Genomic DNA, 12,796 nt, shown 5'->3' with positions numbered 1-12,796 from the left:
CGGTTTGAACGACGAAATAGACGGGAAAATGCAAATTCGCTTGTCCCATAAAATAAAAAAGGGCCAAGCTAGGGCTTGGTCCTTTAAGTTTATCCCCTGCACAGCGCAAGGAGGTTGTTTTAGAAAATGGCATCGGCTTCCACGATCACTTTAACGTTGGTTACGCTGCGATCTTCGGGTCCTTTGACGGGTAATCCAACTTCGACATGATCGATGATGTAGTCGATATTTTCCTGGGTGATAACCTCACCCGGTAACAGGATCGGGATTCCTGGCGGATAGACATAGATGAATTCCGAGATAATACGTCCTGCGGATTCCTTAAACGGAATCACTTCGGTATCACCGTAGAATGCATCACGTGGAGTCAGCATCAACTGTGGAATATCCGGAACTTTTACGACCAGTTCATGGGCCGGATTCACTTGATAATAGGTACGGGAGAGATCCTGCAAAGCGTTCAGCAAGATATCCACACTATTATCCGTATCTCCTGGCGTAATGAGACACAGAATATTGTACATATCACTAAGTTCAACCTCGATGTTGTAATGTTCACGCAGCCAGTTCTCTGTCTCATACCCTGTAATACCCAGATGGCGAACATGGATCGTTACTTTGGTTGGATCATAGTTGAAAGTCGCTTCTGTACCCAGCAGCTCTCTGCCGAAGCAATACAGGCCATCCATATCATTAATCGAACGTCTGGCAAACTCAGCTAGTTCAATCGCCTTCTGTGCAATCTCACGACCGTGGAGTGCCAGGTTACGTCTTGATGTATCGAGTGAAGCAAGCAAAATGTATGAAGTTGATGTTGAGGTGAGCAGACTCAGGATCGTCTGTACACGCTGTGGATTCACGAACCCATTCTTTGTGTTCAGGTTGAGTACGGAACTCTGTGTCATGGAGCCACCAAGCTTGTGGACACTGGTTGCAGCCATATCGGCACCTGCTGCCATCGCAGACAACGGCAGATCCTCATGGAAATGAATGAGTACGCCATGTGCTTCATCAACAAGTACAGGAACTTGGTAGCTGTGTGCCAGCTCAACAATCTCTTTCAGATCGGTAACCACGCCGTAGTAGGTCGGGTTAATTACAAGCAATGCCTTGGCATCTGGATGACGCTCAAGTGCGCGACGGATAGACTGTGTAGTCACTCCATGGTCAATGCCCAGATTGGCATCTTGTGAAGGAGAAACAAATACGGGTTTGGCGCCTGAGAAAATAATCGCGGACAGAACCGATTTATGCACATTACGGGGCACAATAATTTTGTCACCCGGTGAGCATACAGACAGAATCATGGTCATAATGGCACTGCTTGTGCCTTGTACACTAAAATAGGTATAATCGGCTCCGAAGGCATCTGCTGCCAAAATCTGTGCTTCCTGAATGACACCGGTTGGCTGATGCAGGTCATCCAACGGTGCGATGTTAATCAAATCTATGGAGAAGGCATTATCGCCAATAAATTCACGGAATTCGGTATCCGCTCCCAATCCTTTTTTATGGCCCGGAATATGAAACTGTACCGGATTGAGTGCCGCATGATTTTTTAAAGCGGTAAACAGCGGCGTACGGTGGTGATTCATCAGTGCTGTCACAACCCTTCCTAATAAAATTGGTAAACAAAGATGAGTATAGCAAATTAAGAACCGAATGCAACAGTATAATCGACAATTTTTTAAATTGCCGAGATTTGGGCACATTCCCCACGGTTACACTAAGGATAGGGAATAGGCAAATGAACACCGAAAGGGGAAAAAGAATGCAAACCGACACAAAACCAGCCAAAATTTTGCGATCACCATTTTTTATCGCGATGTGGCTGACACTTTTTCTAGTTGAAATTATCAAAGGAGCCCTGTTGGTAGCTGTTCTGCCCGTGTATATGGACAATATACTGGGTCTGTCTGCAGGCGTCATTGGTGTGGCATTTGCTCTTCAATATCTGGGAGATAATCTGTTCCGGGCGCCTTCCGGCTGGGCAGCAGAACGGATCGGGTTCCGCGCAACGATGGTTACAGCATTAATCTGTACCTTAATCGCTGTTATTATGATCCTTTTTCTCAAAAGTGCCGTTGGACTGGCCATGGCCTGTCTCATTCTTGGCATTGGTACGTCACCACTATGGCCTTGCGCCATGACAGGGGTGACGGCGATGTCAGGCCCACAGAACAAGAATGGTACAGCAATGGGTGCGCTGGAGATGGCTGCTCTCGGCGGAACTGGGCTTGGACCTATAGGCATGAACTGGCTACTGGAGCGCACGCATCATGATTATCGCACCATATTCCTCGTGCTGATGGGTTGTGCCATTCTCGTTATTCTGGTGGCCATGATTCTTCCTGGACGTGTCATTGTTGAAGGAGAGCATGCCGAGCAAGTAGCGAAGAATAGTGATGTGAAATATCCAGCCAAACCAAATCTGCTCACGCCGTTCATCCGGCTGCAAAAGAGTGTGAAGGACACACTGCAACGGGTACGCAGCACACTTAATGTTAATCCACTGGTGTATCCTGCCCTGTTTATGCAGTCGTTTGTCATCGGGCTGCTCAGTCCAGTAATCACGCTATATACACGCACAGACCTGCACATCTCACCGAATCTATACAGTTTGTTGCTGATTGCAGGTGGTGGAATAACGGTCATTGCCTTGCTACCTGTTGGTAAAATGGTAGACAGGTTTGGCACGAAACCGTTCCTGAACGTTGGTTTTTTGATGGCGGCAGCGAGTCTGTTTGCATTCTCCTCCATAACATCCATTCCGGTGGTGTTTGGTGTTGTCATGCTGGTGGGCATCAGTTATGCCATGATTTTACCCGCCTGGAATGCTTTTGTAGCCACGCTGATTCCCAAAGGAGAGCGGGGAGCGATCTGGGGATTCTTCCTTACATTGCAGGGATCAGGCATGGTTGTAGGACCTATTGTTTCTGGACTGCTGTGGGACCACGTGAGCCATCCGGCTCCATTCATCGGCAGTGCCATCGTCATGGCAGGACTTGCCGTTGTGCACTTTGTGTTATCCCGCAATCCGTTTCGCACCGCTCCGGCCAAATAAAGCAAAAGAAAAGGGAGTTCCACCAACCGTCTTGGTTGTGGGGCTCCCTTTTTCGCGTCCAATATATCACGATAATCGGGGGCTTGCCCCTGTGCGTCTGCGGAAAGCTGCAATCCGGCGGTCCTTTCGGTGAAAAATAGTCAAATAACCAAGTACCCTTACATAAAATGAAGTATAAAATAGGGTAAGCCGATTGAGTAGAAGCGATTGAAGACGAGGGCCGGAGTTGATCCGGTACAGATGGAGGGAGTGCCGTGAATAAGAGTTATGAAGTTGAATATTGCAATCTGGAGCTGCGGTTCAACCGTCGGCATATCCAAAATTTGATCAGAGACCTTATTCGTGAGGGATATTCACTATATTGGAGCGAGGACGAATCCTTTTTTATCCTGTCAGTCCGGACCGGCCGCAAGCTGGTAAAGCTCCGCTTTCAACAGACACGCACGGGGAACTACAAGATGACTGGAGATTATATCATTAAGGATGCAAAACTTGCAGAGTGGCTGGAGAAGCTGATTGGGGATACACGAGGGCATGCGGTTGTGAAGCGATTTAAGGATCAACAGATGACCGTGGAGAACATTTTATTCGGTGAAGTCATTCGGCTCGTGGAAGTGTCTGGGTTCAAACAGCGTGTCATTTTTCAAAAGGAACCTGCGCCGACGGCGGAAGAGATGGAAGAAATGTTCCTCTCGCGTGAAGGCGAGGAAAGGCTCATGTTGTTGCGCATGGAAGTAGACGATGAACTGGAGCGCCTCTACACGGCCATGCAGATGGATAATATCGAAAAAGCAAATGCTTGCCGTCAAGTCTTAAAACAGTTGTCTGGACATCTGTTAATGTTGGAAGGATGACAAGATAAGGCCGTATTTATGAAAATACGATGAACACCTCAGCAGATTGGGGTGTTTTCTCGTTGCGTAGCTGTGCCACGGGGTTCACTTCTATACATAAAACCGTTAAAATGGGAGTATTGTTGAGAATTTATTTCAATAAAATTAATTGGAGCAAAGGATGGAGGACCAGATGACAAAACAACAAATTGGCGTAATTGGCCTGGCTGTCATGGGCAAAAATTTGGCCCTTAACATTGAAAGCAAAGGTTTCTCAGTATCGGTATTTAACCGTTCCCCGGAGAAAACCAATGATCTTCTGAAAGAAGCTGAAGGTAAAAACCTGACAGGCTCATTCTCCATTGAAGAGTTCGTAGCATCCCTGGAATCCCCGCGCAAAATTTTGATCATGGTACAAGCTGGTAAAGCGACCGACGCTACCATTGAACAACTGCTTCCTCACCTGGATGAGGGCGACATCATCATTGATGGAGGGAACGCATACTTCCCTGACACGCAACGTCGCAGCAAAGAGTTGGAAGACAAAGGCATTCGTTTCATCGGTACAGGTGTATCCGGTGGTGAAGAAGGCGCACTGAAAGGCCCTTCCATCATGCCAGGTGGACAGGAAAGTGCTTATAAACTGGTTGAACCGATCCTGACGGCAATCTCGGCCAAAGTCGGTGACGATCCATGTTGTACATATATTGGACCAGACGGTGCCGGACACTATGTGAAAATGGTGCATAACGGTATCGAGTACGGAGATATGCAGTTGATTGGTGAAGCGTACCACTTGCTCAAATCCGTATTGAACGTTTCCGTTGAAGAGCTGCATGCGATCTTTACGGAATGGAATCAAGGAGAGCTGGATAGCTACCTGATCGAAATCACAGCAGATATCTTCTCCAAATACGATCCGGAAACCGGCAAACCAATGGTTGACGTTATTCTGGACGCGGCTGGACAAAAAGGAACAGGTAAATGGACAAGCCAAAGTGCGCTGGATCTCGGCGTTCCATTGTCCATGATTACAGAATCCGTATTCTCCCGTTTCCTGTCTGCGATGAAGGACGAGCGTGTAGCAGCTAGCAAAATTCTGAATGGACCAGCGACTGAAGCGTTCTCCGGTGACAAAAAAGCATTTATCGAGAGCGTGCGTAAAGCCCTCTTTGCAAGTAAAATCGTATCCTACGCACAAGGATTTGCACAAATGCGTGCAGCTTCCGACGAGTATGGCTGGGATCTGAAATACGGCAACATTGCCATGATCTTCCGTGGTGGCTGTATCATCCGTTCGCAGTTCCTGCAAAACATCAAGGAAGCTTATGATAAAGACGCAGCGCTGAAAAACCTGCTCTTGGATCCTTACTTCCAAAACATCGTTGAGTCTTATCAAGGCGCATGGCGTGAAGTTGTAGCGGCTGCTGTAAAACAAGGTGTTCCGGTACCTGGCTTCTCCAGCGCTCTTTCTTACTACGACAGCTACCGTACAGAGCGTCTGCCAGCAAACTTGCTGCAAGCTCAACGTGACTACTTCGGTGCTCACACGTTCAAACGTGTGGACAAAGAAGGCAGCTTCCACCACAATTGGATGGAGTAGTACCACATATACAAGTCTATTAGATTTGGCCAAAGTGCCTTTAAACAGGAGCTTTGGCCTGCTAAGGGGCTCAAAAGAGGTTTGGCGTTCCGGTGATTGCCGGTTTATGCTAGGCCTCTTTTTTACTGTGTTATACAGTAATAGTGTTTATGGAGAAGATATGTAGCTGGTTCTAGACCTAATGAACAGGAGACACTCTATTTTGGCAAAATGAGCCGGTTCTATTTTTTAACGAACTCAGATGGCTCTATTTCAATAATTCGCAGCGAGATGTCGAGGTTTTGACGGTGATTTTTTGAAATAAGTTTACTGAGATTCGTTAGAAGTTTAACTGCTCCTATTTTACGTAAATAAGCTCATAGGAGTTCGTTAGGTTGTTGGATGATTACTGATTGAGATGTTTGGAGGCTCAAAACTGCTTAAGGGTGATCTGCCGTAGGCTTAGATGCCGGGAGTTACTTAATCTGTCTTGGAAGTACTTGCGGATGGTCGAAAGGAAGTCGGTAAGGAGATGGTCTTTCCCAGTCCGCAGGGCTGTGTTATGATAGGACAAAAGTGCTCACGAATTGCTTGAATTAAAGGAGTGTACACCTTGAGCAAGTCTAACAATATTATTCTCATTGGTATGATGGGAACCGGCAAATCAACCGTCGCTGACATGCTTGCACGCGAGCTTGGTTATCGATTGATTGATGTAGACGCCGCGGTGGAAAAAGAGGAAGGCTGTACGATTCCGGAATTGTTCACTGGCAAGGGAGAGACGTATTTCCGTGACGCCGAGAGCCGCATGTTGTGTTCGGTGCTGGAGAAGAAGTCACAGGTCATAGCGACCGGAGGTGGCGTGGTGCTACGTTCGGATAATTGTGACGTGATGTTGAAAAATGGTTGGGTTGTTGCCTTGACTGCTGATCCGGCAGTGATTGTAGAGCGTGTTAGTGGCTGTGACAATCGCCCACTCCTCGCAGGCAATGCAGAGGAACGTATTCAGGCAATTATGGAAGAACGGAAAGACGCATACCGGTTCGCACATTATACGGTGGATACAACCGAGTTATCCGCTGCTGAAGTGACTCGTTTAATTTTAGCGCATTACCGCGTCTAAGCTTGTTATCATCGAAGTTTGATGGTTGATAGGTGGTGGCAGATATAACAAAACGGGCCGTATAGGCCCGTTTCTGGGAGTGGAGCAGAGCTGAGGTCACAAGGTTACAAATGACTTCGCTTCTCTCCGGGCTTCTCTAGTCTTCCTGTTGCCACTGAAGCATACCGCCGACCATGTTTGTACAGCCTTCATATCCCAGTTGCTGCAGATATTCACATGCACGCTCACTGCGGTAACCGCTACGACAGATGATCACGATCTCGCCTGACTTCTCAATCTCAGACAGCCGGTCCGGAATCTGTCCAAGCGGAATATGCTTGGCTCCTTCGATCATGCCTTGCGCGACTTCATCGTCCTCGCGGACGTCTATCATCTGCAACTTCTCTCCCGCCTGTAAACGGCGGCGAAGCTCAGACGTTTCAATTTCAGCTATTTGTGTCATATTCAGGTCCTCTTTTCTGTATGGACTTAACGCTATAATGATACCCAAGCGATGCACGGAATGTCAATTTGGCCACAATATAATCAATGAAGGAGAATTTCATCCATGGACGTTATTGTTAAACCAACCCCCACTCTGAACGGGGAAATCGGGGCTCTGTCCTCCAAAAACTACACGACTCGCTATTTGCTGGCTGCTGCGCTGGCAGAAGGCACAAGTACCATCCATTTCCCGGCACACAGCGAAGACAGTGACGCCATGCGCAGATGTATTCGCGATCTGGGGGCAGTACTTGAAGAAGACGACAACAAGATTGTGATCCAGGGTTTTGGCAGTCATCCCCGTGATGTGCGTGAATTGAATGTAGGGAATGCGGGTGCTGTACTTCGTTTCCTGATGGGCGTTACAGCGCTCTGCCCTGACGTTACATTTGTGAATACGTACCCGGATTCGCTGGGCAAACGCCCCCATGATGACCTGATCGATGCGCTTGGTCAATTGGGTGTTGATGTACAGCACGAACAAGGACGCTTGCCAATTACAATCAAGGGTGGCAATGCCAAGGGTGGACACATTCGTGTATCCGGCTCCGTCAGTTCCCAATATCTGAGTGCATTACTGTTTGTTACACCTTTGCTTGCAGAAGACAGCACCATCGAAGTACTGAATGACCTGAAGTCCAAGGTCGTTATCGGACAGACCCTGGAAGTACTGGAGCAGGCAGGTATCGTTATCCATGCAAGTGATGATTACATGTCCTTCCGTGTACCAGGTGGACAGGCTTACCAACCAACGACCTACACAGTTCAAGGGGATTATCCCGGCTCAGCAGCGGTTCTTGCCGCAGCAGCGGTTACACAGTCTGATGTGAAAATTCTGCGCCTGATGGAGCAGAGCAAACAGGGTGAACGTGCCATCGTTGACGTGCTGCGCATGATGGAAGTGCCATTGACACATGAGAACGATGTTGTACATGTTCAAGGTAATGGCAGACTGAAAGCGATCGAATTCGACGGGGATGCCGCGACGGACGCCGTTTTGGCTATGGTAGCCGCAGCTGTGTTTGCGGAAGGCACGTCACGGTTCTATAATGTAGAGAACCTGCGTTACAAGGAATGTGACCGAATCACCGATTATTTGAACGAACTGCGGAAGGCAGGAGCGAACGTTGAAGAGCGTCAAGCTGAGATTATCGTACATGGACGTCCAGAAGGCGTTGAAGGCGGCGTTGAGATTAACGCTCACTACGATCATCGCGTAATTATGGCGCTCACTGTCGTTGGTCTGCGTTCCAAGGAACCGCTTCGTATTCGGGATGCACACCATGTAGCCAAGTCTTATCCGCAATATTTCGATCATTTGCAGGCGCTTGGCGCCTCGGTTCAATGGGTAAAAGAGTAAATAACTGAAAACCTATTTTTTGAACACGCACTATAATCAGAAAAGGATGGTGCTTGAACATGGAATTTAACAACCCTACTCGTGAAGAAATTGGACAACTTTTGCGCAAGGCAGGCAACATCGCAGTCGTCGGCTTATCAGACAAATCAGATCGCACTTCCTATATGGTGGCAGAAGCCATGCAGAGCAGAGGTTATCGCATCATCCCGGTTAATCCACAGGTGCAAGGTGAAATCCTTGGCGAGACGGTATATGCCACACTCGCGGATATTCCAGAGCCGGTAGACATTGTCAATGTGTTTCGTCGCGAAGAGTTTTGCGCGGATGTCGCTCGTGACGCCGCTGCCATCAAAGCAAATGTACTGTGGCTGCAGCTTGGCATCCATAGTGATGAAGCGGTCCAGATTGCTGCAGAGAACGGCATGACAGCGGTAACGAATCGTTGTATCAAGGTAGAGGATTCCATCGTTCTGCGCGGCGCTGGACGCGGCTGAGAGGCTCGTTCACCTGTGATCGAATGATCTCCTGATCTGAACCAATTGAATGATTATAGGATGAATCCCGTTAACTTGAAGTTGACGGGATTTTTTCTGTTCTATTTTTGCCGTATTAATTACCAATTGGTTACTGTTTTGCTTTGACAAAACGTTGCGTAAAGCTTACCATCTAGGATAGAAAGGAGAGGTCGCCATGAATTGGCTCGGATCCTTGCAGCAGCTCGGACGAGCGGTAATGCTGCCTACAATGGTCCTGCCCGCCGCCGCAATTTTGCTCAGTGTTGGCAGTCTGCCTTGGGACGCCTGGGGATTGGATATTGTCGGTGAAGTGTCTACCGTGGCCGGACACGGTATTTTTTATTTCTTACCGTATCTGTTCGCTGTCGGTGTAGCACTGGGACTCTCCAACCAGGCCGGACAAGCGGGACTTGCTGCTCTGGCTGGTATCGTGATATATGATCAGGTGACTCGGAACTTCGGGGATGGCACCGTTCAGCCCGCTTCCTTAATCGGAATCATACTCGGCGCGCTTGCCGGTGGGATGCATAATCGGTTTAAAAGCATTAAACTGCCTGAAATTTTACAATTTTTTGGAGGTTCAAGGTTTGTTTTGCTCATCGTCGGACTCTGTTCGGCATTGTTCTCCTGTTTTATGTTATGGCTCGCTCCGATCCTACAGCATGGATTGAACGGCATTGCTACCTGGGAATACAGTCTCGGGGGTTTTGGACTATTCATCTACGGAGTGTTATACAGGGTGCTGGTTGCTTTTGGGCTTCATCACCTGCTTAACAATGTGTTTTGGTTCCAGTTAGGGACGTTTGAAACGCCTGATGGTAACATTGTGCAAGGGGATTTGCCCCGATTTTTTGCAGGTGATCCAACAGCAGGATTCTTTATGGCGGGTTTGTTTCCCATCATGATGTTTGCCATTCCGGCAATAGCCTTTGCTATTATTCAGGAAGCCAGGGAAGATCTGAAACCAAAAATCAAGAAAACTTTTCTGACATCGGCACTCGTTTGTTTTCTAACCGGGGTATCGGAACAGATTGAGTTTGCTTTTTTGTTCGCGGCACCATATCTGTTCATCGTGCATGCAGTGATGTCCGGCGTTGCCATGTGGATTAGTTACTGGCTTGATATCCGGCATGGATTTTCTTACTCCGCAGGTATTATTGATTACATACTCAATTTCCATCTATCGGAGAATGCTTGGAAGCTCATTCCGATTGGCATACTATATGGGCTGGTTTACTACTTCCTGTTCCGATGGGCGATTCGTACGTTCAAGATTCCAACACCAGGACGTGAAGAGGGCTCCATGCTGGAAGATTGGGTAGGTAACATTCCTTATCAGGCACCTTTAATCCTCGAAGCATTGGGCGGGAAGAGTAACATTGTACAGGTTGAAGCATGTATTACACGTCTTCGTCTGACTGTGCATGATGACCGCCTGATTGACACGGGTGCCATGAAGAGTATGGGGTCCGCTGGACTGATTAAGCTGGGTGGCGGTAACGTACAGGTGGTATTCGGGACTTACTCGGAATTGATTCGGGAAGAAATCGCGAAGCTGCTGGAAAGAGATCTGCAACAGGTTCTGTTCTGTGCCCCCGTTCAGGGTAAAATGCTCCCGATTGAAGAGGTGCCGGATCAGATCTTTGCAGCCAAGCTTGTCGGTGATGGTGTAGCCTTTGTTCCGGAAAAGGGAGAGCTGGTCTCACCCGTGTACGGAACGATTATGCACTTGTACCCGACCATGCATGCCTTGGGTATATCTACCCGTGAGGGGCTTGAAGTGTTACTGCATATCGGCATCGATACCTCTCAGTTGAAAGGCCATTTTGAAGCTTTTGTTCAGGAGGGCGATACGGTGGAGCCGGGGCAGTTGTTGATCAAGTTTGATCTGGCAGTACTCCGCGAGCAAGCGGCGTCACTAACAACACCAATGGTAATTACGAATCCAGATCGTGTAAAATCATGGAGTTTTGCTCCATTTAAGCAAGTTAAGAAAGGTCAGGCATCCGTTATGTCCGTGGTGCTCTATGACAGGAACGTTGGAGGGGTAGAATGAAGATACAAGGCATCAACGGAGCTGCAGGCATAGCCATCGGCAAAGCATTTGTCCTGCCCAGTTGGGAATGGGATCTGCCGGATCAGAAGATGGATTCGGTGGATCTCGCCCAAGAGTTCGAACGGCTGTATGAGGGCATACGGACATCAAAGGATGAGATCGAATATATCAAAAATGAGTTCAAGGAAGTTGTTGGTCCAGAGGAGTCCAGTATCTTTGATGCACATCTGGCAATCCTCGAAGATCCGGTATTCATGAACGAAATTCGCGGCATTATTGAGCGTCAATATAAGGCAGCAGAAGTGGCGGTCAAAGAAGCCATTGACCATTTTGTCACGATGTTTGACTTGCTGGAAGACGAGTATATGAAGGAGCGGGCCATTGACATCAAGGATGTGGGTAACCGTCTGCTCAAGCATTTGCTCGGTGCACCGGAGATTACACTTCCTTCGGATACCCAGCCGTATGTACTCGTTGCCAAAGAACTGTCGCCATCTCAACTGGCGCATCTGAATCCCACCCATGTACTAGGCATTGTGACCTTGATTGGCGGGAAAACATCACATTCTGCGATTATGGCTCGTGCCCTTGGCATTCCTCTCGTTTCCGGTCTGGAAGCGAGTCTTGGCATGCCGGTAGAGACAGGGGATATGCTTGTGGTGGATGGTGACAATGGCTTGGTATTTACAGACCCGGATCGCAAGACAATTGAACGGTATACCATGCTTCGCAGCAAACAACTGAAGAAAAAGGAACAACTTCAAGTCCTTGCTACCGTGGATGCCGTAACCAAAGATGGGGCCGTTTTGCACTTGGCTTCCAATATCAGTTCGGTGAAGGAATTGGACCTTGCTTTGAAACAAGGAGCCAAAGGTGTGGGCTTGTTCCGAACAGAGTTTTTGTATATGGACCGTGCAACTTTCCCTGGTGAGCAAGAACAGTATGAGGTGTACCGTCTTGTGGCAGAGAAAACAGCAGGACAATCGGTTGTTATTCGTACACTGGATATCGGTGGTGACAAGCAACTCGATTACTTTGAATTGCCGGAGGAAGACAATCCGTTTCTGGGTTACCGTGCCATTCGGATTAGTCTCGACCGCAAGGATCTGTTCAAAACACAGCTTACAGCCATTCTGCGTGCCAGCGCGGCCGGAAATGTCAAAATCATGTATCCGATGATCTCTTCGGTGGAAGAACTTCAGCAGGCCAATGAGATTCTTCGTGAGGCGATGTCCGATCTGGACGAGCGGGGATTATCATACGACCCTCACATTCAGGTGGGAATTATGATCGAAGTTCCTGCAGCGGTGATGATTGCTGATCTGCTCGCAGAGGAAGCTGATTTCTTCAGTATTGGTACGAACGACCTGGTTCAATATGTACTGGCAGTAGATCGAATGAATGAGCAGATTGCTCATATGTATCACCCCTATCATCCGGCTGTTCTGCGGATGCTTCGTGCGACAGCAGATGCGGCTCATACGGCTGGAATTGATGTCAGTGTGTGCGGAGAGATGGCAGGGGACGAACGTGCCATTCCGCTTTGGTTGGAGCTTGGCATTCGTCACTTGAGTATGTCTCCACAATCCTTGTTACGTGTGAAGCACAGAGTGCTGAACACAACAGCATCTACCGCCAAAGAAGAAGCGCGAAAGTGCTTCGCCTTACGGACCAGCGGAGATATTGAGGAGCGACTGCAAGTCTTTAATGACTCCACGGGAAGTCCGGATGAACAAAGTGGTTCGAACGCATCGTAATTAGGGAAACTGGATATAAATAC

The 12,796-nt window shown here is 48.2% G+C and carries 10 protein-coding genes; 8 read left to right on the top strand and 2 right to left on the bottom strand.

Going from position 1 to position 12,796, the window contains the following annotated elements:
- Positions 1–119: 119 nt before the first annotated feature.
- A complete protein-coding gene (locus MKY01_RS21320) occupies positions 120–1,595 on the bottom strand; it encodes an aminotransferase class I/II-fold pyridoxal phosphate-dependent enzyme (protein ID WP_026080977.1) in 1,476 nt (491 codons plus the stop codon).
- Positions 1,596–1,771: 176 nt separating this feature from the next.
- On the opposite strand from MKY01_RS21320, the gene MKY01_RS21315 reads away from it, so the two are divergent.
- From MKY01_RS21315 to MKY01_RS21300, 4 genes are all read left to right on the top strand, one after another.
- Positions 1,772–3,064, top strand: coding sequence for an MFS transporter (locus MKY01_RS21315; protein ID WP_339283435.1), 1,293 nt, complete (start codon positions 1,772–1,774; stop codon positions 3,062–3,064).
- A gap of 254 nt (positions 3,065–3,318) precedes the next feature.
- Positions 3,319–3,918, top strand: a complete 600-nt coding sequence (locus tag MKY01_RS21310) for a hypothetical protein (protein WP_036614719.1) — start codon at positions 3,319–3,321, stop codon at positions 3,916–3,918.
- Between the two features lie 172 nt (positions 3,919–4,090).
- Entirely contained in the window at positions 4,091–5,500 is a 1,410-nt protein-coding gene (gene gndA, locus MKY01_RS21305) for an NADP-dependent phosphogluconate dehydrogenase (RefSeq protein WP_036614715.1), read from the top strand.
- Between the two features lie 592 nt (positions 5,501–6,092).
- On the top strand, positions 6,093–6,602 hold the full coding sequence (locus tag MKY01_RS21300) for a shikimate kinase (protein ID WP_036614703.1): 510 nt from the start codon (positions 6,093–6,095) through the stop codon (positions 6,600–6,602).
- A gap of 136 nt (positions 6,603–6,738) precedes the next feature.
- Here the strand turns inward: MKY01_RS21300 and MKY01_RS21295 are convergent, their stop codons facing one another.
- Entirely contained in the window at positions 6,739–7,044 is a 306-nt protein-coding gene (locus MKY01_RS21295; protein WP_017687407.1) for a rhodanese-like domain-containing protein, read from the bottom strand.
- A gap of 105 nt (positions 7,045–7,149) precedes the next feature.
- Here MKY01_RS21295 and aroA point away from each other — a divergent pair, with 105 nt between their 5' ends.
- The 4 genes from aroA to ptsP all read left to right on the top strand — a co-directional run bounded on the left by aroA (position 7,150) and on the right by ptsP (position 12,773).
- Positions 7,150–8,445 carry a 3-phosphoshikimate 1-carboxyvinyltransferase gene (gene aroA / locus MKY01_RS21290; RefSeq protein WP_339283432.1) on the top strand — a complete coding sequence of 432 codons (1,296 nt, stop codon included), beginning with the start codon at positions 7,150–7,152 and terminating at the stop codon, positions 8,443–8,445.
- 59 nt (positions 8,446–8,504) lie between these two features.
- Positions 8,505–8,939, top strand: coding sequence for a CoA-binding protein (locus MKY01_RS21285; protein WP_017687409.1), 435 nt, complete (start codon positions 8,505–8,507; stop codon positions 8,937–8,939).
- 196 nt (positions 8,940–9,135) lie between these two features.
- Positions 9,136–11,016, top strand: coding sequence for a glucose PTS transporter subunit IIA (locus tag MKY01_RS21280; protein WP_036674872.1), 1,881 nt, complete (start codon positions 9,136–9,138; stop codon positions 11,014–11,016).
- On the top strand, positions 11,013–12,773 hold the full coding sequence (ptsP, locus tag MKY01_RS21275; protein WP_036674873.1) for a phosphoenolpyruvate--protein phosphotransferase: 1,761 nt from the start codon (positions 11,013–11,015) through the stop codon (positions 12,771–12,773). Before MKY01_RS21280 ends, ptsP begins: the two co-directional genes overlap by 4 nt.
- The last annotated feature ends 23 nt before the right edge of the window (positions 12,774–12,796 follow it).

Origin of the sequence: Paenibacillus sp. FSL R5-0486 (genome assembly GCF_037975155.1) — a bacterium.
Taxonomy (GTDB): Bacteria; Bacillota; Bacilli; order Paenibacillales; family Paenibacillaceae; genus Paenibacillus; species Paenibacillus amylolyticus.
The sequence above is the reverse complement of the archived record's forward strand: the minus strand, read 5'-3'. Positions and strand labels throughout refer to the sequence as shown.

What these genes read in the sequence shown, in the direction of transcription:
- aroA (WP_339283432.1), top strand. Translation starts at nt 7,150, where the DNA reads ATGGACGTTATTGTTAAACCAACCCCCACTCTGAACGGGGAAATCGGG.
- ptsP (WP_036674873.1), top strand. Translation starts at nt 11,013, where the DNA reads ATGAAGATACAAGGCATCAACGGAGCTGCAGGCATAGCCATCGGCAAA.
- MKY01_RS21285 (WP_017687409.1), top strand. Translation starts at nt 8,505, where the DNA reads ATGGAATTTAACAACCCTACTCGTGAAGAAATTGGACAACTTTTGCGC.
- MKY01_RS21295 (WP_017687407.1), bottom strand. Translation starts at nt 7,044, where the DNA reads ATGACACAAATAGCTGAAATTGAAACGTCTGAGCTTCGCCGCCGTTTA.
- MKY01_RS21315 (WP_339283435.1), top strand. Translation starts at nt 1,772, where the DNA reads ATGCAAACCGACACAAAACCAGCCAAAATTTTGCGATCACCATTTTTT.
- MKY01_RS21280 (WP_036674872.1), top strand. Translation starts at nt 9,136, where the DNA reads ATGAATTGGCTCGGATCCTTGCAGCAGCTCGGACGAGCGGTAATGCTG.
- gndA (WP_036614715.1), top strand. Translation starts at nt 4,091, where the DNA reads ATGACAAAACAACAAATTGGCGTAATTGGCCTGGCTGTCATGGGCAAA.
- MKY01_RS21320 (WP_026080977.1), bottom strand. Translation starts at nt 1,595, where the DNA reads ATGAATCACCACCGTACGCCGCTGTTTACCGCTTTAAAAAATCATGCG.